Source organism: Paludisphaera mucosa, from assembly GCF_029589435.1.
Classification (GTDB): domain Bacteria; phylum Planctomycetota; class Planctomycetia; order Isosphaerales; family Isosphaeraceae; genus Paludisphaera; species Paludisphaera mucosa.
Window position 1 is genome coordinate 1,932,272 of record NZ_JARRAG010000002.1, and the last position, 20,180, is coordinate 1,952,451.

11 protein-coding genes and 1 riboswitch are annotated in these 20,180 nt (G+C 68.1%); of the genes, 3 read left to right on the forward strand and 8 right to left on the reverse strand.

Features of this window, described 5'->3' with window-relative positions; translation table 11 throughout:
* Positions 1 to 29: 29 nt before the first annotated feature.
* The 3 genes from PZE19_RS17195 to PZE19_RS17205 all read right to left on the reverse strand — a co-directional run bounded on the left by PZE19_RS17195 (position 30) and on the right by PZE19_RS17205 (position 7,545).
* Entirely contained in the window at positions 30 to 992 is a 963-nt protein-coding gene (locus PZE19_RS17195) for a glycoside hydrolase family 16 protein (protein WP_277861857.1), read from the reverse strand.
* Positions 993 to 1,270: 278 nt separating this feature from the next.
* Positions 1,271 to 2,245 carry a DUF1559 domain-containing protein gene (locus PZE19_RS17200; RefSeq protein ID WP_277861858.1) on the reverse strand — a complete coding sequence of 325 codons (975 nt, stop codon included), beginning with the start codon at positions 2,243 to 2,245 and terminating at the stop codon, positions 1,271 to 1,273.
* 123 nt (positions 2,246 to 2,368) lie between these two features.
* Positions 2,369 to 2,569: riboswitch (cobalamin riboswitch) on the reverse strand.
* Positions 2,570 to 2,613: 44 nt separating this feature from the next.
* Positions 2,614 to 7,545 carry a discoidin domain-containing protein gene (locus PZE19_RS17205; protein WP_277861859.1) on the reverse strand — a complete coding sequence of 1,644 codons (4,932 nt, stop codon included), beginning with the start codon at positions 7,543 to 7,545 and terminating at the stop codon, positions 2,614 to 2,616.
* Between the two features lie 465 nt (positions 7,546 to 8,010).
* Between PZE19_RS17205 and PZE19_RS17210 the strand changes: the two genes are divergently transcribed.
* The 3 genes from PZE19_RS17210 (at position 8,011) to PZE19_RS17220 (ending at position 11,789) form a co-directional block, all read left to right on the forward strand.
* Positions 8,011 to 9,747, forward strand: coding sequence for an FAD-dependent monooxygenase (locus PZE19_RS17210; protein WP_277861860.1), 1,737 nt, complete (start codon positions 8,011 to 8,013; stop codon positions 9,745 to 9,747).
* Positions 9,748 to 9,766: 19 nt separating this feature from the next.
* A complete protein-coding gene (locus tag PZE19_RS17215; protein WP_277861861.1) occupies positions 9,767 to 10,021 on the forward strand; it encodes a hypothetical protein in 255 nt (84 codons plus the stop codon).
* A 1,312-nt stretch (positions 10,022 to 11,333) separates the two neighbouring features.
* Positions 11,334 to 11,789 carry an FKBP-type peptidyl-prolyl cis-trans isomerase gene (locus PZE19_RS17220; protein ID WP_368411365.1) on the forward strand — a complete coding sequence of 152 codons (456 nt, stop codon included), beginning with the start codon at positions 11,334 to 11,336 and terminating at the stop codon, positions 11,787 to 11,789.
* A 163-nt stretch (positions 11,790 to 11,952) separates the two neighbouring features.
* On the opposite strand, the gene PZE19_RS17225 is transcribed toward PZE19_RS17220, so the two are convergent.
* The 5 genes from PZE19_RS17225 to PZE19_RS17245 are packed head-to-tail and all read right to left on the reverse strand — an operon-like array spanning position 11,953 to position 20,145.
* Complete coding sequence (locus PZE19_RS17225) at positions 11,953 to 12,684, reverse strand: sensor histidine kinase (RefSeq protein WP_277861863.1); 732 nt, start codon at positions 12,682 to 12,684, stop codon at positions 11,953 to 11,955.
* Between the two features lie 53 nt (positions 12,685 to 12,737).
* Positions 12,738 to 13,967, reverse strand: a complete 1,230-nt coding sequence (locus tag PZE19_RS17230; protein WP_277861864.1) for an NPCBM/NEW2 domain-containing protein — start codon at positions 13,965 to 13,967, stop codon at positions 12,738 to 12,740.
* Positions 13,968 to 14,002: 35 nt separating this feature from the next.
* Positions 14,003 to 15,181, reverse strand: coding sequence for a prenyltransferase/squalene oxidase repeat-containing protein (locus PZE19_RS17235; RefSeq protein WP_277861865.1), 1,179 nt, complete (start codon positions 15,179 to 15,181; stop codon positions 14,003 to 14,005).
* Positions 15,182 to 15,185: 4 nt separating this feature from the next.
* A complete protein-coding gene (locus PZE19_RS17240) occupies positions 15,186 to 16,229 on the reverse strand; it encodes a hypothetical protein (RefSeq protein WP_277861866.1) in 1,044 nt (347 codons plus the stop codon).
* 4 nt (positions 16,230 to 16,233) lie between these two features.
* Positions 16,234 to 20,145, reverse strand: a complete 3,912-nt coding sequence (locus PZE19_RS17245; RefSeq protein ID WP_277861867.1) for a DUF4175 family protein — start codon at positions 20,143 to 20,145, stop codon at positions 16,234 to 16,236.
* Between the last annotated feature and the right edge of the window lie 35 nt (positions 20,146 to 20,180).

Sequence of the window (20,180 nt, forward strand, 5' to 3'; positions counted from 1 at the left end):
TTCATTCGAGGCCGAGTCGCCGGCTCGGCCTACCGTCGCCAGGGAAGTGCCTCGTCGCTGCGAGGACTCGGAGAGCCGTATCCACCGTTCTTGTCATAAACCCGGACGTAATCGACGAGCATCTCGCCCGGGAAGGATGTGGTGGGGTCGGGATTGCCCAGAAAGCGGCCGCCGACGGCGACGTTCATGATGATGTGGAAGGGCTTGTCGAATGGTGCGGGCCACGCTGCTACGTCGCTTTCCGCCTCGGCCTTCACGCCGCGACCGTCGGGCCCGGTTTTCCGGCTCGTCCACCACGAGTGTTTGGTCGCGAAGCATCGGTCGTCGACGAACCAACGGATCTCGCCAGGCTCCCACTCCACGGCGTAGACGTGGTAGTCGGCGAAGGACTGCCCCGGAGGGAACGCATAGGTCTCTTCCGCGTGTACATTCGCCGGCCATGGAGACCCGAAGTGGATCGTGCCCGAGACCCGATGCGGATCCTGGCCTCGAGCCTCCATCACGTCGATTTCGCCCGAGCAGGGCCACTTTCCGTGGGCGTCGTCCTGGGGGAGCATCCAGAGCGCAGGCCAGATCCCTCGGCCGGTCGGTAGTTTGGCGCGAAATTCGAAACGACCGTACGCCTTCGCGAAGAGGGCCGAGCCGTCGCGCGCCCGCGTCTTGACCCGGGCCGAAGTATAGCCCCGGCCTTGCAACGATTCCTTCAACGCGCGAATGTGGATCGATCCGTCACGCACGAAGATGTTGCGCGGTTCGGCCGTATAGTATTGTAATTCGTCGTTGCCCCAGCCGCCGATCCAAACGTTCGCGCCGTAATCGTAGAAGCCGTCGCCAAGGTCGAAGTCCCACTTCGTCCTGTCGATCGCGTCGCCGTCGAATTCATCGTTCCAGACGAGATTCCAACCCTTCGGCGACTCCTCGGCGATCCCATGGCCCGCGAGGATCGCCAGCGTACCCAGCATGATCCAGGCCCACCGTCGAGATTCGAGCATCTCATGACCTCCAACCCGTGATGACGAGACCCTGAATCACCGTCGCATCGGAAAGCCGCAGGCCTCGAGCGTCGTCCGCTCGTATGATGTCGCGCCGAACTTCTCCAGCCTGTGGGCCGAGAAAGAAGCGGAGGGATCGGCCGGCGGCCTCGCCGTCGACAGAGGTAGGCCTCAAGTGACTTCCTCAAGGCCGAGCGAGAACCTTCGGCAACGACGATACTGTCGGGGCGGCAGCATAAATGTCGTGAAATCGGTCCACAATTGGGAGAGCCTTGGGCTCACTCCGAATCGCCGCCGATGATCTCCCCTCCCCTGCGGGAGAGATAGGCTGAGAAGACCTTCAAGTCCATCGTATCCTTGAGGAAACGCACGGAGCCGTCGACCATCAAGAAATTGGCGCCGCCGACGTGATAGGAGTGGAACTCTTGACCGAAGTCGCAGCCGAGTTGGCCGTTCCTCTGGTCGGTCGCGAAGACCTGGCAGGAGGCGAAGGTGCCTGCGACCGACGAACTGTAACGGGAGTTGAGAGGGGCGCTTTGATCGAAGAAATTCTTGTGCCCCATCCAGAGGCCGTGGATTGCATTGGGGGCCTCGCCGAGGACGACGGTATAGGTCGTCCCATCGCTGATCTCCGTCAGCGTGATGTTTGATTCGGTGCGCTGCATGATGACGCCACGCCCCTCTCCGCCGGCGTCGTAGCTGTTCTGGCAATTCGATGAGGGATAGCAACGCAGGGCCCGCTCGCCCCAGTTTCCGCCGTAGTCGTTTCGAGCCATCAGGATCGGGGACGTCGGCATGTCACCGCTCGGTTTACCTGCGGACCCGGCCGGGTTCGACGGGCATAGAAACGCGGCGATTCGCGCCTGGCTGACGGTGAGATTTTCGTCCTGCACGTACCATTGGGATTGGTTGATCGCGTTGTACATCGCGGCCTGATCCATATAGGGGAGGACTGCGGACCCCCAGCTCTGGATGCGCAGCGAATGGCTCGAAGGTGCGTTGATGACGGCCGTCGAGACGATCCCCCCGGGTCCTCCCTTGGGAAGCACGTTGTAGACGCTCAGATACTGATGCATCGCCAACCCCATCTGCTTGAGGTTGTTGCGACATTGGATGCGGCGTGCGGCCTCGCGGGCCGATTGCACGGCCGGCAGGAGCAGCGCGATCAAAACGGCTATGATCGCGATGGCGACCAGCAGTTCGATGAGAGTGAACCCCCGGCGCAGGCCGCGGGGGACGTGATGAGGACGCATGGGGAGCCTTTCGAGCGAGCCGGGTCGGGCTGGGTGAGTCGGCGTTCCGACCGCATCCGGCGGGCTCGATCCAGGACGATACCTGGCGTCGGGGCTCGCGCGGACGTTCGCGGCCGGAACGTCACGACGTGGCTTCGACGGGCAGGTCTTCTGGCTCTCGGCTCGTAACGGCTCCGGGACGACCTTCCCACCTCGCGGCAGTGGCCGTAGCGTCCCGAGCCTGGCCGATCACAGCGGCGGCCCCGCGCCGGATTCGCACCGGCTTCCCTATTCTCCCCCCTCGGCTCTTGGCCGAGGTCGGGCACCCGTCGATCTTCGATGCTAACGGTCTCGCCGCGATGTGGCAAGGCCCGCCGAGATGGACCGACTCATGAGTTGTAGACGCTGAAGTTGTAGAGGGAGTAGTTTTTGGTCGCGTTATAGCGCGTCATCGCGATGCGAACGTAACGACCGCGAGCCTGCAGGTTCGCATATGCGACGGTTCCCCTGGTCGTCGCCCCGGCGATCGTGCGGACGGTCGTCCAGGAGCGGCCGTCCTCGCTCACCTGGATCTGGTAGTCGACCGCGAAGGCGTCCTCCCAGTTCATGGCGACGCGTCCGATGTCGTTCACGGCGCCGAGGTCGACGGCGAGCCAGGCGGCTTCATCGGGACGCATCCACTGCCCGCTCGACCACCGCGTCGACGCGTCGCCGTCGAGGGCCATCGCAGGTGAGAAGGCCGCGTCCTCGTCGGAAGACGAGGTCGCCGGCCTTCCCCGGGCCAGGTCGAGCGAAGGGACGAGGACCTCGATCGCATCGACCTTGGGATGGTCGGGCTGACCTTCGCCGAGAAAGGCGATCACGATGCGCCCGGAAGCGTCGGCCGTCGCGCTGAACTCTCGAACGACGGCCTTGTACATGTCTCCCGCCGCGGCGAGGATGTCGAAATGGTCGAGGACCTTCCTCCCATTGATGGTCACGTCGAAGGTGCGGCGGCCCACCTGCCACCAGTAGTTCTCCGAGAAGTGCAAACGCACCATGTAGGACGCGCCCGGAGTGAGGCCTGGGAGCGTATACGTGAAGTCTCCATATCGCTCGGATTGATAGGCGGCCTGTGGTGCGGGACACGCGACGCCGGTCACGTCGATGGGATGAGCGGTGGAGGCCGCTGCGCCTCCCGAGTAGAAAGCGTCGGCCCCGAAGGACGATGAGGGGGCCGAAGCACCGGCCGCTATGGCGAGAACCTGATTGCTCTGCAACGCGACGTCCGCGATCTGGATGATCGGGTCGCCGTTGCTGACGATGTCGTTCAGACGGTAGTACCGATAAGGCCCCGGATTGGATACGTGATAGACTCGCGTCGAAAAATCGGCCGTATCGGCCGCATCCGTCTGAGTGTCGAGGATCGTCCAGTTCTGTCCGTCGTTGGACCCTTCGAGCTTCCAGCTCTTGGGGGCGCGGCCGGGATATAGCGCCGTATCGTTCGCGCTGGTGATCGCGTATTGCGAGACGATTCGGGCGACTCCGTCGGGCGAAGCGTACTGGATCCAGCTTGTCGACGAGAAGTCGAGCCACTTCGTCTGGACGTCGCCGTCGAACGCCTGGGCGGCCCCCTCGCCGGCTCGGGCGTTGTCGCCGCGTGCGGCGGAAATCGACGTGGCGGCAGGCGCCCCGTCGAATCGAATCTCGCCGATCTGGATGATCGGGTCGCCGTTGCTGACGATGTCGTCGAGCCGGTAGATGCGATAGGCGGCCGGGTTGGCGACCACGTAGGTGCGGCTCAGATAGTTCGCCGTCACGGCGGCGTTGGTCCTCTCATCGAGGATCGTCCAGTTCACTCCGTCGTTGGAGCCCTTCAAGACCCAACTCCTGGGCGCTCGGCCGGGATAAAGCGCCGTGTCGTTGGCGCTGGTGATCGAGTAGCTCTTGACGAGCTGTTCGATCCCTCCCGCGAATTGATACTGGATCCAGCTGGTCGATGAGAAATCGAGCCACTTCGTGCGGACGTCGCCGTCGAACGCGTGGAGCTTGTCCTCGCCGGCGCCCGCGTTGTCACCCCGGGCCGACACGACGGCCGGCGCGGCCCCGAGGGCGACGTTCGTCGGCATCGGAAGCGTCGCCGAGGCGTAGAGGGCGTCGACTAGGGCTCGCGAGGAAGAGCCGTCCGAATATCGGACGTCGATCATGACGAAGCGACCGTTCTCGTCCTGATACGGCTGGATGTAAAGGTCTGCTTTCGCACCCTTGCGCATGAGGACGATCTCGTCGTCACCCGACACGCCTCCGTAGCTCCAGTTGCGGCCGTCATACCCGGTTATGGTGACTTGCGAGATCGTCCTGTCGGCGGGAAGGCCGGCGAGCGTGATATGGACGTCCTGGAACCCGTCGGGCCCGGCGGCGTCCGCCCCCGGGCCGATGTAGTCCAGGCCGTCTTGACCATGGGTAATCGCCGAGACGGCCGAGGAGGTCGGAAGATTGACTAGAAGGTCGTCGGCCGTGGCCCCGTCGATCCTTGCGGCGTAGATCCTCATCGTCGCCGCCGCGCCCGTGCCGGGGTCTCGCCCCCAGTTGTCGTGCGTCGTCAGCACGATCTCCTCGGGCGTGAGCCAGGGGTAATTCGCCAGGGTGTAGGCGGGATCGCCGCGGCTGACGTCGGGGCCCGCCCCGATGGTCACCGCCGATCCGGACGGGTCCGTCCAGATGATCGTATTGTCGGAGAAATCGCCTTCCAGATAGGTCCGCCCCGCACTCGCCTTGTCGGCCCATCGGTTGTGCGCCACGCCGAGGGAGACTTCCGCGTCGACGAACGTGTTGCCCTCGATCTCGATGTCGAAGACCGGGAGTCGCGACCAGCCCCAGGGCGCGGGGTATCGCCCTTCGAATGCCGCCTCGCTGGAGCCGGCGCCGATTCGCAACGCCGCGCCGCCGAGGAAGGTGTTGTCTTCGATGATCTGATTCCAGTGATTGCCGCTCACGACGATCGCGACGTTGCTCGGGCTCATGCCGCGGATGTCGATCGTATTGCCGCGGTAGGTCTGGTTCACGAAGCCTCGGCCGACGGCGATATCGAAGCGGCCGTCCGGAAGCGGTTGGTCGAGCAAGTAGCGCGTCGGGCTGAGCGCCTGGGCGATCATGCGCCATTCGCCCGCGTGAGGGCCGTCGACGATCGAGACGACGTCGCCCGTGCGAGCGGCGGGCCCGCGCAAATAGGGGAGCTGGACGATGAAACCGTCGGGCGAGACGGCCGACGGGAGGCCCTCGAACCGGGGCTGATAAGTCTCCGTGAGGATGATCTCGGGGTTGTTGTTGAAGCCGGCGGGCGCCCCGGTCGCAGGGGTGCCGATGCCGCCGTCGATCGTGTTGCCTGCGATGAGGTCGTCGATCCCCTGTCCCGAGTCGGCGTTGCCCATCACGAGGAAGCGCTGGGTAATGCCACGAGGATCCACCACGTGGGCGTGGTTCCCCTGGATCGTCAGGTCGAAGCTCCGATGCACGGCGAGGAAGCTCGGCGCGATCGTATCGGCGACGGCGCCCTGGTAGTCGTTGTCGAGGACTTGCCATGGCGCCGCACCGAGCTGGATCCAACCACCTTTGAGGACGTTGCCGGCGATCACTCCGGTGTCACCGTCGTCGAAGTTCATGATCGGCACCGCCATCTCATACGTGCCGGCGACGGCGGCGGCGGGCGCGCCGATGTCCAGGTTCGTGAACGCCAGGTCGACGTCGACGGTGCCGAAACCGGCCTGGATGACGTTCCGCGCCCAGCACGTCCATTGCGCGGTCGTCCCTTCGAAGCGGATCGAAAACCCGTCGAGGGCGACATGGCTCGCACGGACCTGGATGGCCCCCGTGCTCGTCTTCCAGGGCGACCCGGCCGCGTCCGATAGGACGAAATTCAGGACGGCCCCCGGATCGGCCGTGATCTGCACGGGTGCATCAAGAACCATGGGCCGGTCGAGGTTGTACGTCCCGGCGCGAAGGTGGATCCGCGGGGCGTCGGCGTCGAGCGCGGCGAACAGGCCGGCGGCGTCGGCGACGTCTTGAGCCGTCGTCCCGACGCGCGTGTCGACGGCCAGGCGGCCGAGGTCGGCGGCGGATCCCGCGAAACGCGATACGGCCTGCGAGCCGTCGTCGAACGTCAACAGCAGGGTGAGCGTCGAGCTATCCTCGCTGCGCACGGGGGGGAAATCGAACGTCCCGCCCGCGGCGTCGAAACGCATCGCGGTCGGATCGGGGAAGCCGGTATATGGCGCGGGCGAGCCCGGTCTGAAGTAGAGCCAGGCGGCGCCGTGGCGATCGCTGAGGACGGCCGAGCGGACCGTGGCGAACGATTGCGGCGTCGACAGGGCGGCGAGGCTGGCGGCGTCGATCGCGGCGTGGGACCATCCGGGATACTGAGGATCCTGCGGGTGGCTCGTCGCCGAGAAGGTCGCGAGGTCCGATTCGGTGACCTGCGGCATGGCGAGTGAAGGATCCGTCGCACCAGCGATGATGGTGACCGAGTCGGTCTTGCCGCTGCGGTTCGTGTAGGACTGGTAGTCGGGGTTCCAGTGGTCGTAGAAGACCTGGATCGTCAGCGTCACGTCAGTCAAGTCGACGTCGGAGGAGAAGAATAGGTCGGCCGTCGAGCCCAGCGTCGACCCCGTCCCCGTCCGATTCAACGGCTCGGCGTTCCAGCGGCCGTCTGGGTTGACCCCGGTCTCCCAGGACCGCGGCGGGTTGGTCGCGGCGGTGACGCGAACCGTGCCCGAGGCACCCGTCGAGAGGTTGGCGATCGCGATGTGGACGTCCTGCATCCCGTCTGGGCCGACAGCGATCGTCGCGCCGGTCCAATCCTGACCGTCCTGGCCCAGGAAAGTCGCCGAGAGGGACTTGCCCGGCGTCCGCAGGTTGGGGTCGACGGCCGTCGTGGAGGTCGCCTGGGCCTGATCGACCGAGCCATCGGCGTAGGTCACGCGGATCGCCTGGTAGAGGGTCCCGGCGGGGTCGGCGAAATACGGCTCCAGATAGAGGTCGGCGTCGGTGGAATCGGCGGCGTCCGGCAGCAGCATCGCGTTCTTGCCGCCCGCGGAGCTCCAGTCCCAACCACCGCCGCCGTAGCGCTGGACTTCGATCTGCGCGACCGGCGCTCCGGACAGGCCGGTCAGCCGGAAATGGATATCCTGGTAGTCGTTGGGGGCCTGCTGGACGAGCGTCCCCTCGGTTCCGACGTAGTCGCCGCCGTCCTGGCCGAGCCAGAGGGCGGACAGGGTCAGCAACCGACGTCGTTCCAGGGACGTCATCCCGGGCGTGAACCGCCGCGGCCTTGCGCGCTTCTTCATGGTCGGACTCCCTGGCATTGCTGATCGAACGTCGTCGAGCAGGGCGTCCGTACCGAATCGTCGATCGCGCGAGGGGCGACCGGACGCGGGAAAGCTTCATTGCTCTCCGCGTGTGGAACGTAGGTCACGATGCACGGCGAGGTGTGCCTCAATCATAGTCCCGCCGCGACGGCGCGCGGGCGGGACACGGACTTTCGCAGGCGGGTTCTTCGTTGCAGGCCCGATATGCGGGAGATTCGTCGACATTGGCTCGGTCTGAAATCCCCGCGCTCGTTCGGCTGGGTCGAACTCCCGGATACGGGGGATTGGTTCGGGTTGTCCCTCTCGCGGGCGTTTCTTATTAAGCTTGATGCGGATGCGGGACGAGCGAGGATCGTCTGCGGGCGTGGCATGGGTGCCGGAACTGTGTCAGAGTGGACCTGAGCTGCTCGAAGGGAGCCCAGGCCCAGGGGCGAGGAATCGTGGATGGCGGACAGGATCGATCGTCATGTGGAGGTTCTGGTCGCAGGCGCGGGCCCATCGGGGCTGAGCCTGGCGTGCGAGCTGCGGCGGCGCGGAGTCGGGTGCTTGCTGGTCGACGAGGCGGCAGGATCTTCGTCGGAGCGGGAGTCGCCGGCCCTGACGATCCACGCGGCGACGATGGAGGTTTTCCATCGGATGGGAATCGCCGGTCGGATTCGGGACGAGGCACGCGTGGCCCACGGGGTGGGCCTTTATCGTGCATCGTCGCGAATCGTGGACGTCCGCCTGACCCTGGCGCCCGATGAGACGCGGTTTCCGTTCATCCTGGTCCTCCCCCAGAGCCGGACGGAGCGGATCTTACTGGAGCGGTTGGAACTGCTGGGCGGCGGGATCGAGTGGGAGACGCGGCTGACCTCGTTCAAGGCGGATCTCGACGGGGTGACCGCCGAGCTGAAAAGCAGCTCGAACCGGTCGTCGTCCGTCCGCGCGAAGTGGCTGATCGGCTGCGACGGCGGACGAAGCGTGGTTCGGCATGGCCTGGGACTGACATCCGCGGGAGACGAGTATCCCGAACGGTACCTGTCGGCCGATGCAAACGTCTCCTGGCGGCTGACGCCCGACGAAGCGGCCGTCGTGTTGACGTCGGAGGGGCCTTTCGTCGCGATCCCGCTGCCGGAGGAGGGGCGCTGGCGGCTGATCGACGCAACCGGGAAGTCGGATGTCCGGGCTCCCGAGGCGATCCTTGCCAGGTTGCGCGAACTGGCCGGACCGATCTCCGGCTTGGGCGGCGAGGTGGGCGAGGCCTCGTGGACGTCGTCGTTCGTGATCCATCGGCGGGTGGTCGACCGCTATCGCGCAGGGCGCGGCTTCGTCGTGGGCGACGCCGCCCACCTGCACAGCCCGGCCGGGGGACAGGGGATGAACGCGGGGGTTCAGGACGCGGCCAATCTGGCGTGGAAGCTGGCGATGGTGATTCGCCGGGAAGCCCCGGAGTCCCTGCTGGAATCGTACGACCCCGAGCGTCGACCGGTCGGCGAACGCGTGCTCCGAGGGACCGACCGGATCATGAGGATGTTCGCCGCCCGGAATCCCCCGACCCGCGCCGCACGGGACGCGGTCCTGGCTGCACTGGGGAGGATCGAGGGGGTTCGCCGTCGGATCTCGCGCGAGGTCGCGGAGCTGACCGTCTCATACTCCGGCAGCCCGATCGTCGCCGAGAGCCGGGCGGGCTGGTTCGGGGCCGTGGTTCAGGAAGGCGCCAAGGGCTGCCGGGCGACGCGCTCGCTGCTCCGCGGCCCTGCGCCCGGCGACCGCATGCCGGACGTTTTGCTCGCCCAGATCGACCCTGTAACCGGAGGACCCTTGCGGCTGTCCGACGTCGTCTTTAGGGCGGACCTCGACCCCAAGGCCGATCCGGTGGTTCGCCACATCCTCCTCATCTTCCCAGGGACTCTGCCCGCGTCGGGAACGCTTCTCGAGGGATTCCCGATCGAGGATTTCGTCCCGCCTCACCTCGACGATCGCATCCACCCGATTCTGGTCGAGCCCAGGGCCGACTTCGAGGGCTTCCAGGCCTGGCGAGGAGAGCGACTCGCCGACCCGGCCAACGGGTTGCATCGTCGGTTCGGCGCCGAAGGAGCATGCCTTTACCTCGTTCGGCCAGACGGCTTCATCGCCTTCCGCGCACGTCCGCTCGACCCCTCGGTCTTTCGCGAGTACGCTAAGCGTATCTTCCTCTAACGTCCAAAGGAGAAGCACCATGTCCGGCATCGGCAAGTTCAAGCTCAGCGACGCCCTCGGCAACGCCGAAGGCGGGCCCGCGAAGTCCTCGAGGACTTCCTCCTTGAAGGCCAAGGGGCAGACCAAGGCGACTGCCGCCGAACAGGCCCGCGAGGCGCTGGAAGCCGCGGAGGCCAAGAACGCCGAGGCTTCGTTCCGGGGCCATATGGTCGAGATCGGTCGGGGCAACCAGCAGGCCGGACGTCAGCAGGGCGGCGGACGTCGCGGAAAATGAAGTCGACCCTGGAGCCCTCCCCATCCATCCGGACGGATCGTGGGGTGGCCGTCGCCCGGGGCTATGAAAAGAGACGAGGGCGGCGCCGCCTGAGGTGTCGGTTCCCTGCCGCGGTTCTCGCGGTCGAGTCCGATGAGATCGACGGTCGATCGCTCGACCGTCGTCTTCCCGTTACACCCGGCGGACGCCGCCACTCGCCTCGTTGTCTCGGCGCTCGAAATCCGTTTATGACAGACGGATTACGTAGCTTGCGGGAGCTGCGTGGGATAAGAGGATAGGCTGAATCAGCTGCCCTGACAACCCAATTCCGTGCGTCGGGTGGGCTCCCGGACTTCATTCGAGAAGGTCGTCCACCTTCCGTGGGGGACATCCACCCTCGATCCACCCTTAGAGGAAGGATTCGATCCGACGTCGCAGAGAGCCGATGAACGGACCGAGACCTCGCAGCCCGAGCCGCTCGATATCGCCTTCCAGCCCGGTCACCTCGGCGCGAATCGCTCGGAGGGTCTCCAGGTTGGGGTGGGTTTCCTTCAAGGCGTGGTGCGCCTTCAAGGTCGTTCGGCGCAGGACGTCGGCGACCTCACCGGCCGAGGAGGCGGGAGCCGCAAAGAACTCTTCGGTCGGGGCGTCGCAAGGCATTTCGGCGGCCGTGGGGACCATACTCTCCGCAGGGCCGGCGGACGGCCGTTTCCAGCGTTTCGTGGGGACTGGGGTCAACATCAAAGACGTCCTTGCGGTGAGAGGTCGTCGTCGCGATCGTGGCCATGGGATCCGTTGCAGGATTCAGTCGGCGAGAGACCCGAGTGGGCGACGCAAGATCATCGTTGCATCGTTTGGGAGCACCTCCCGCCCGTCCTGACTCGTCCCCGTCTCTGCAAGTCATCTAGGCCACGAAGCACGACGCGTCCACTCGGGTCGGCTTCATCGTTTCCGTCAAGACGCTGTTGGAGACGCGAATGTTCACCGAAATATTCGCCGCCCCCGGCGGAACCTTGTCGAAAACCGGTCGTGGCCGGCGCGGAATCGGTCTCGAAGCTCGCCACCTAGTCCTGGGCCCGTTTCATAGGCTTGATGAACATCTCGCGACTGGGCATGCCAGAAAACCCTTGAGAACAACACGGGCTTGATACGGACGTGCAGTATATCGGTGTCCGCCGTGTTGTCCATGAGAAATTTGTACAGGTCTATTTCGGGGTGGTTTTCGGGGGCCCAGGGATATGGTAGCTTCGGCGTTCGTCGCGATCCCTGACGTGGAGGGACGCGGGTAAGTTGACGTTGGGAAGGAGTGTTTCGCTTGAAGACCGCCGAAGCGATGGCCCGGACGCTGCTTTGTGCATCGTTGGCCGGACTGTTCGCCCTGAGCTTCTCGATCCCGGCCTCGGCCCAGGACGGGAAGAAGGGCGAGAAGGAGAAAGAGATGACGAAGACCGAGAGCGGCCTGGAGTACAAGGATACGAAGGAAGGGGACGGTGCCGCTCCCAAGAAGGGGCAGAAGTGCAAGATGCACTACACCGGGTGGCTCTGGGAAGACGGCAAGAAGGGCGAGAAGTTCGACAGCTCGGTCGATCGGGACGAGCCGTTCGAGTTCACCCTGGGCGTCGGCCAGGTCATCAAGGGCTGGGACGAAGGCGTCGGATCCATGAAGGTCGGCGGGAAGCGTGAGCTGCGAATCCCCCCTTCGCTCGGCTACGGCGCGCGGGGTGCGGGCGGCGTCATCCCGCCGAACGCCACGCTGCTGTTCGAGGTCGAACTCCTGGGCGTTCGCTGATCCCGTCGATCGCGGGCCTTCGCCGCGGCCCCAGGCGGGGAGGGCGAAGGCTCGGCGTCTTCACGGTCCCGAAGGCTCCGTTCGGGAGGGGATGCGGTCGCCGCTCGGGGCCTCAGAGGTCCCTCCGCACTCGCAGGGCCACGACGCCTCGTCGTCGGAGCGGTCAGGTTGAAGAGGGCGGTTCGGCCGGGGGCCGGGTGAGGCGGACGAGGGTGCCGCGTCCCTGAGGCGCGTCGATCGAGAAAGCGCCTCGGTGGCGCCGCCACAGGCTCCGCGCCAGGGGGAGACCCAGTCCGGGGTGGTCGGGCTTGGTGCTGAAGAAGGGCTCGAGCGCCTGCTCGAGGACGTCGGGAGCCATGCCGGGGCCGTCGTCGCGGACGTCCAGCTCAAGCCAGCCCAGCGGGTCGAGGCGCGTCGACACCGTCAGGACGCCGCCTCCGATCTCGTCCAAGGCTTCAAAGCCGTTGTCCAGCAGGCAGTCCAGCATGATGACGAGGCGCGGCGCGTCGCCGGGGAAGACGGCGCGGGCGGAGAGGTCGGCGGCCAGGGCGACGCCGGCCGGGGCGTCCTCGCGTCGGGCTTCGAGCCGGTCGGCGATCAGGCGGTCCAGGTCGACGGGCTGAAGGTCCGCGGTGGTCGCGCGTCGGCTGTATTCGGCGAGCCGCCGGCCCAGGGTCGAGCCCACGAGGGCGGCCCCGATGATCGCGTCGGCGCGACGGGCGACCTCTTCGGCGGGCAAGGCGCGGGTCTTGAGCATCTCCGCCTGGCTCACGATGGCGCTGAAATGGTTGATGACGCTGTGCACGACCGACGACGCCACGTGGCCCAGCACGTTCGGCATGGGCTCCGACGTCTTCGCCGCGGTCGATCGGCCGATGGTGCTGGGGTCGGACATGATAGGGCTGGCTCGCCTCGGTGGGTACGGCTTCGGCGACGATCGGCGCGGCGTCAAGGACGGCGGATGATCCGGGCCTCGACCCAATCGGCCAGGTCGCGGACGTCGCCGCGCTCGCCGAACTCGGTGGCGAGGATCAGATGCTTGACCCCCTCGAGGTCGACGTCGACGGCGACCGGGGCGTCGCGGTAGGTGAGCGAAGGGCTGGCGTACCGGACCTTGCCGTCGGTCAGGACGCGAAAGACGACGCTTCCCAGCGCGCCGGCGCGTTCGTCGACGCCCACGGTCGCCTGGAATCGCAGGTCGCCCGGCTGGATCTTGAACGCCAGGAGCGTCCGGCTCGACGTCCCGATCCCTCGATCGTACGTCTTTCCGTTCAGGAGCAGGGGACGGTCCTCCACGCTGGCGTCGGCCTGAAACGGCCGCACGAGGTCGAAGTAGGGCACGTAGCTTTTGGCTTCGACCGGGAGTTCCGACAGGTACGCGACGGTCGGCGTGCGGGGCGCGACGCGGACGACGTCGGCGAGCGGGACGTCGATGCGCACGCCGAAGCGGGTCGCGCCGGAAACCCGACCCCGCTCGAGCTTGACCTCGACGAGCCCGAGCCGCGAACCGTCGAGCATGCCGATTTCGAGGTAAGGCCCGGCCGGCTTCGGATAGGAGACCAGGGCCGGGTCGAAGCCGACGGCGGTGACGCCGTCGCGCGCCAGCTCGCGGGCCGCGCCCTGGACCTGCAGGCGGACGACGCGATCGTCCATGCCGAGGAAAGAGCCGGCGACCCGGTCGCCGTTGGCGAGCCACACGACCTCGCTGGTCCGGGCCTCCGTGCGGAGCCGGCGGACGAGCAGGTCGAACGCATCCGGGTCGCTCGGCGGATTCAGCACCAGGCCGAGCACCGCGTCGAGCGGCATCGAGGCCTTGCCCAGCGCGAGCGCCTGGACCTCGACCTTGGCGTCCGTCGCCGAGCCCACCAGCGCCCGCACGACCCGGTCGCCTTCGGGGAGCACGACGTAGGCCCCTTCTCCCGTCGAGGTCGCCGCTTCGCGCGACAGGTGGACCAGCTCGGTCGTCGCGAACGCCCTGGGCGGGCTCTCTGCGGGCGAGATCTCGATCCGGTCGACCGCCAGCAATGTGATCCGCCCCGACGGCCCGGGGCCCGCGGTCGTCAGCGTCTCGAATGCCGGGCCGGCGAGGTCGGGGCCCTCGGCTCGCGACGCGTCGACGACCCCCGACGCGGCGAGGACCGCCGCGAGTCGCAAGGAAATGCAAAGGTGCTTACGCATGGTGATCCACGTCCGGGGCGGCACGCCCTCGCGCCTCATCTCTGGAAGATCGGCAGGAAGTTGTTGGGCATCTGGAGGATGATCAGGGCCATGGCCGTGCCGTATTCGTTGCAGATGCTGTCGTTCCAGTAGCCGGCGGCGGACTGGCGATGGACCAGCTCGTTGCGGATCGCCGGGAACCACTCGTTCCAGTCGTCGCCCCCGCGGATCCACATGGCCTGCGCGGCGTAATAGTGGCCGTAGAAGTAGTGGCTGTAGCGGCTCCCCAGCTTGATCTCGCGCATGAACTGCTTGAGATAGGCCACGCCTTCGGCGACTTCCTTCTCGTCGTAGACCCCGGCGCTCTGCAGCGCGACGACGCCGGCCGCCGAACGCGGGAACGCGCTCGCCCCCCCCTGGAGCATGTAGCGAAAGCCGCCGTCGGGGTTCTGCGCCTGCTTCACGTACTTGATGCAGGCCTCGACCGTCTCCTTGGGGATGAACAGCCCGGCGTTCCGCGCGGCGCGCAGGGCGTTGATCTCGCAGATGGTGACGGAGATGTCGGCGTCGTGGCGCACCGGCTGGTAGCGCCAGCCCCCCTCGTGGTTCTGGGTGTCGATGATGAGACGGACGGCCTTCTGGAGCTTCTCGCGGATCTCGGCCCGGCGCGTCATGCCGTAGGCCTCGGCCAGGAAGAGCGCGCCGAAGCCGTGCGAATACATGGGGCCGTGGGTCGAGGCGGCGGCCACGGCGATGAAGCCGGCCGGCGAGGTGTTGGCCATGACGTAGGCGAGCGCCTTGTCGACCTGGGAGCCGTAGGGGCCCCGGCCCGGCGACGATCCGCCCGCCATGAAGGCCAGGCCGGCGAGGCTGGTGACGGCGATGTTGCCGCGGTAGGTGCCGCTCCCGAACGAGCCGTCGGGCTGCTGCGACCGGGCCAACCACGCGAGCCCGTTCTGGATCGCTCGATCGGCCTCGGGCGTGAGCATCTCGCGCGTGCCGTCGGGGACGTCCCCGCGCACGGCCTCGCCGAAGACGCCCACGGACTGGGCCTTCTCGGCCTTCGGCGCGTCGCCCTTCGCGGGCTCGGCCTTGGGCGCCTCGCCCTTGGGGGCCGGGGCTTCCTGCTTCGCCGCCGGCTGTTCGGCCTTCGGGGCCTCCTGGGCGGCGAGTGGGGAGGCGACGAGCACCGAGGTCGCGGCGACGAGGCAGAGGATGCGGCTTGGGAGGATCATGGCGTCATTCCCCTCGGTTGAGCTTGCCTCGGGAGACCGACAGGTAGTAGCGGCGGATCAGCTCCTGGCTGTTGGGGAGCGAGTCTTCCTTGGACACGTTCTCCATCTCCTGCCTCAGCTCGGGAGGGAGGTGGCCCCAGGCGTCCTTGCCGCCGGCGAGCGATCTCTGGTCGGTGGGTTTGCGGGGCCGTTGGTTGGGGGCGCCGCCGGGATTGTTGCCGTCCTGATCGCCCGGCTGATCGCCGGGCTTGCCCCCCGGCTGCTGAGTCTGACGCTGCGTCATCTTCGACTGCTGCTGGCTCTCCTGGCGGATGCGCTCGATGAGCGTCTCCAGCCGCTTGACGAGCTGCTGCTGCCGGCCGCGGGTCTCGTCGCCCGTGTCGGGCTCGCCCAGGCGCTTCTCGACGTCGCGCATCTCCTTGATGATCTCGCCCATCGGGCCGGAGCCTTCCCCCTGCCCCTCCTCGCGCTGATTGCGCTTGCGGCGGCGGCCGGAGAGTTCTTCCAGCTCCTCGTCGATGGCCTTGTCCTTGTCGGTCAGCCTGGGACGGCGATCGCCGCCCTGGCTCGGGTCCTTCTTCTCCTGATCCTTGTCGCCCTGGCCCGAACCCTGGTCCTTGTCCTCGTCGCCCGGGCCTCCCGGGGGCTTGCGCTCGTCCTTCGCGGTCGGCTCGTCCTTGGTCTGGCCCAGCGATTCGAGGAGCGCGTCCAGGTCCTTGTCCTTCCCGGACAGCTCGTCGGGCCTGGGTTTGGGCCTGGACTTGTCGTCGGGCTTGGCGTCGTCCGCGGGGGCCTGGGGCTTGGGGTTCTCGTCGCCCTTCGCCGCCGGGGCGTCGGGCTTCTTGGGCTCCTCGGGCTTGGCCGCGGGCTTCTTGTCCTCGTCGATCTCCTTGATGAGGGCGTCGAGGGCCGCGTCGGCCGAGGGATCCTGGGCTCGGGCCGGGTCGGGGCCCAAGAAGGCGTACGCGGCAAGGAGGGCCAGGCCGAGCCGCGTCATTCCGCCGACTCGGGCGGCGGGCGACGTCGTTCTGATGAGATTCTCGTGCATGGGTTCATTCCTCTCCGTCGTCGCGGCGGGGACGGGTCATGTCGCGGACGATGTCGGCCAGGGCGCCCTGATCGACGGCCAGGCGCTCGGCCTCGGCGACCTGTTCGGGGGCGAGTTCCTTGCGACGACGCTTCTGCTCGTCGAGGGTCTCGGTGCGGTCGTTGATCTCTTGCTGGAGGGCCTTGATCATTTTGACCTGGGCCGTCGCGGGGATTCCGTCCCCGCCGCCGCCCCCCCCGCCGCCACCGCCGCCGCCCCCGCCCCCCTGGCCGCCGTTCTTGCCGTCGTCGCGTTTGAGGGCCTCCATGAGCTGCTCGAAACGGCGGGCGGCCGCGCGGGCGGGGTCGAGCGTGGAGCCGTCGGTCTTGAGCGCGGCGAGGCCGGCGGCGGCGGCGTCCATGTCGTCGGAGGCGCGTTTGAGGGTCAGGGCGAAGACGGGGGCGCCGTCGAGTCGCTTCACCAGGTCGCCGGTCTCGTCCTTGAGGCCGCCCTGCACCTGGCCGAGGTTGCGGACCCCCACCCGCTGGCCGCGGGTCAGGTCGCCGGCCTCGCGGCGGAGCTTGTCGAAGCCTTCGGCGTCGCCGACCAGCTTGGACTGCCGCTCGGCGAGCGACTTGAGCTGGTCGCCCATCCGCGCGAGCTGCTCGTTGGCCAGCTTCTCCTCGGCGTCGCGGCGGGTCTGCTCGAGCTCGTCCTGGGCGTCGTTGAGGTCGGCCAGGGCTTCCTCTTCCTCGCCGCCGGCCTGTTCGGCGTTGTCGGCGTCCATCTGTTCCTGGGCCTTGCTCATCTTCGAAGCGGCCTTGCCGCCGGCTTTCGAGGCGGCGTCGGCGTTGAGCTTGGCGAGCTTCTGGAGCTGCTTTTTCAGCTCCTGCTGGATCTGCGCCTGCTCCTTGCCGAGCTTCTGCAGCTCTTCCTTGCGCTTCTGGGCGTCGGCGATGTTCTTGGCGTCGCGAGTCGCCTTCAGGTTCTTCGCCTGGCGGGCGCGGAGGTCGCGCAGGTCGGTTTCGGCCTTTTTGAGTTCCTTGACCAGCCGGGCCAGCTCGCGCTCGCGGCGGTTCTGGACGAGGTCGACCAGCTCCTTGAGGTCGCGCTTGGCGGCCTCCTGGCCCGCGCGCGCCTCGCCCATCCGATTCTGCTCGACCCCCTTGGCGGCCTCCTCCATCTTGGCGGCGGTCTGGGCGTCGCGGCTGGCCTGGGCGGCCTCGCGCAGGGCCGAGGCGGCCAGCGGGTCGGACGGGTCGAGCCGGCCGGCCATCTGGTCCATCTTGTCCTGGAGGTCCTGCAGGCCCTTCGCCAGCTCTTTCTGTCGCGCGCCCTGATTCGCCAGGTCGGCCTTCTGCTCGGGCGACAGGTCGCCCTGGTCCTTCCCGGCGAGGTTCATGTTCGCCGCGGCGTCGGTCGCCTGCTTGATCGCCTCCTCCTGCTTCTTCAGGAGGTCCTGCGCGTCCTTGACGACCCCGCGATAGGTCTCGAACTCGCCGAGATCGTCGAGCATCTTCTGCAGCTCGTTCGCGATGGCCCCCTGGTTCTCCTTGGCCTGCGCGAGAGCCTCCTTGGCGGCCTCGCGCGGCGGCTGCGAGCCGCCTTGCTGAGGCTTCGCGGCCTCGCCGGGCTGAGTCTTCGCCGGCTGTCCCGGCTGACTCTTCGAGGCGTCGCCGGACTGGGATTTCGAGGCGTCGCCGGGCTCGTTCTTGGCCTGTTCGCCGGCCTGGGACTTGGCCGCATCGCCGGACTGAGCCTTGGCCTGATCCCCCGCCTGAGATTTGGATGCGTCGCCCGGTTGAGCCTTGGCGTACTCGCCCGGCTGGGCCTTGGCCGCCTCTCCGGCCTTCTTGGACGTGTCGCCGGCCTGGTCCTTGGGGCCCTCGGTCGGCTGGCCGTCGCGGCCCTTGGCGGGGTCGGTTTCGGCCCTGTCCTTGGCGGCGTCGAGGTTCTTGCGGGCGCGGGAGAGGGCCTGCTCGGCCGGGCCGAGGTTCTTGTCGCGCATCTGGTCGAGCTGCGCGAGCATGCGTTCCATCTGTTCCCTGGCGGGGGCGTTGTCGAGCTTGAAGTTCTGGAGGTCGTCGAGGAGGCGGCGGAGGTTGCGTTCGAGGCCGTCCTCGCGGTTGTTGAGCCGGCCTGCGACCTGTCGCTGGACGAGGCCGGCGTTGTCGAGTTCGTCGCGCTGGGGGCGGGACAGGGCGCCGGCCTGGTCGAGGGCGCGGGCGGCGTCGGCGACGGGGGCGGCGGCCTGCTTCTGCATGGCGAGGGTGCGGGCGACCTCCTCGCGGAGGGCTCGTCGGGCCTCGTCGAACTGCCGCGCGGCTTCCTCTTTGGCCACGATCCGCAGCCGCAGCTCGCGGCTCTTGCCGAGGTTCGGCCCGCCGATCGCGTCGAAGTCGCGGGCGTCGGCGTGGAACGTGACGATCGCGCCCGGGGGCAGGTTCAGGGGGGCGAGGTCCCAGTCGTGCTTCACCGACTGGTGCTTCACCATGGCCGTCGAGGATGCGGCGGCGGTCCCGGCCGATCCCGGGCCGACGCCGGCCGGGTCGGCCTCGGGCGCGGACCAGAGCGGCAGGGCGACGGCGTCGTGGGGCTCCGAGTCGCCGCTGGCGACCTGGAAGAGCATCCGGACGGAGTGGATCCCATAATCGTCGTCGACGTCGATCGCGACCGGGATCCTGGCGTCGGGCGGCACGTCGCGGTCGGTCTTGGGATCGACGATCGCGACCCTCGGCGCCTCGTCCTTCACCATCCGGACGTCGTAGCGGACGGCCTCGCGGCTGGTGAACCCCTCGACGTCGGCCAGCGCGAACCAGAACGTCAGATCGCCCGCCGGGGTGAACGCGGTCTGGAACCCGGTCGCGATCGCGTCGAGCGAGGCGGCCGTCGCGTCGGGTACGTCGCTGCGGTGCATCGTGGCGGCCGAGAGCGGCTTGTCGGCCGCGGCGTCGATCTCGACGCGGGTCCCCTCCAGCACCTTGAACGAGGTCAGCCCCGAGGCCAGCGTCTGGGGCGAGAGGCCCGTGTAGGCGGGCGGCGTCAGCCGGACGTCGGTGCGCGCCAGGGCCGGCGGGGTCACGACCCGGACGGCCACGTCGCGGATCGACGAACCGTCGTCGCCCCCCGACACGGAGAACGTGAACGGCTGATCGACGGTCTCGATCCGGCCCCGGAACTCGCCCCCCTCGACGGCCGACAGGACCTCGGTGACGGTCTCGCCGTCGGCGAAGCGATAGACGGCCCGGGCCGAATCGGGGACGCGGCTACCTTGTCCGGAACGGACCACGAGGCTGAAGGCGTCGCCGCGGGCGAGCTTCAAGGTGGTGGCGGCGCGATCGAGCGCCAGGTGCGTGAGCTGGGGCCACCGGTCGCCCGCGAACGGGGCGAAGAGCCGTCGCGCCGCGATCCCCGCCGAGGTCGGGTCGAGCACGGCCGCCGAGGCCGCCAGCAGCAGGGCCGAGGCCGCGAGCGAGGCCGCGCGGACGATGGGGCGGGTGTCGACGACCTCGCGGAAGTCGAGCGTCTCGACCTCGGCCATCGCCTGCTTGATCGTCGCCTCGCGCAGGGCCGGCGAGCCGAACGCGGGGTCGTCGGCGGGGAGCTTGAGGAACTGCACGGTGCTCGCGAGCCGGTCCTCGAGCCCGGGCCAGCGCTCCTCGATCCGCATGGCGACGTCCAGGTCCTCGAACGGGACCATCGCCGGTCGGACGACGCGGCGCCAGGCCGTCCAACCGGCCGCCGCGGCGATGGCGGCGAGGATCGCGAGCCGGACCGTCGGGTCGAGGTGGAAGGCCCAGTCGGCGAGGCCGGCCGCCAGGATCAGCGGGACCGCGACCGCCAGCACCCGGCTCGCCCCGTGCGCCAGCAGCAGCCGGCGGACGCGGTTGCGCAGCGAGGTCAGGCGCGTTTCCAGTCGTGTGCGAGACCGGCTCATCGAGACCCTCCCGGAGACGCGCCGGCACCCGGCCG

Excerpts from the sequence above, each read along its gene's own strand:
- PZE19_RS17195 (WP_277861857.1), bottom strand. The coding sequence starts at position 992 with ATGCTCGAATCTCGACGGTGGGCCTGGATCATGCTGGGTACGCTGGCG.
- PZE19_RS17200 (WP_277861858.1), bottom strand. The coding sequence starts at position 2,245 with ATGCGTCCTCATCACGTCCCCCGCGGCCTGCGCCGGGGGTTCACTCTC.
- PZE19_RS17205 (WP_277861859.1), bottom strand. The coding sequence starts at position 7,545 with ATGAAGAAGCGCGCAAGGCCGCGGCGGTTCACGCCCGGGATGACGTCC.
- PZE19_RS17210 (WP_277861860.1), top strand. The coding sequence starts at position 8,011 with ATGGCGGACAGGATCGATCGTCATGTGGAGGTTCTGGTCGCAGGCGCG.
- PZE19_RS17215 (WP_277861861.1), top strand. The coding sequence starts at position 9,767 with ATGTCCGGCATCGGCAAGTTCAAGCTCAGCGACGCCCTCGGCAACGCC.
- PZE19_RS17220 (WP_368411365.1), top strand. The coding sequence starts at position 11,334 with ATGGCCCGGACGCTGCTTTGTGCATCGTTGGCCGGACTGTTCGCCCTG.
- PZE19_RS17225 (WP_277861863.1), bottom strand. The coding sequence starts at position 12,684 with ATGTCCGACCCCAGCACCATCGGCCGATCGACCGCGGCGAAGACGTCG.
- PZE19_RS17230 (WP_277861864.1), bottom strand. The coding sequence starts at position 13,967 with ATGCGTAAGCACCTTTGCATTTCCTTGCGACTCGCGGCGGTCCTCGCC.
- PZE19_RS17235 (WP_277861865.1), bottom strand. The coding sequence starts at position 15,181 with ATGATCCTCCCAAGCCGCATCCTCTGCCTCGTCGCCGCGACCTCGGTG.
- PZE19_RS17240 (WP_277861866.1), bottom strand. The coding sequence starts at position 16,229 with ATGCACGAGAATCTCATCAGAACGACGTCGCCCGCCGCCCGAGTCGGC.
- PZE19_RS17245 (WP_277861867.1), bottom strand. The coding sequence starts at position 20,145 with ATGAGCCGGTCTCGCACACGACTGGAAACGCGCCTGACCTCGCTGCGC.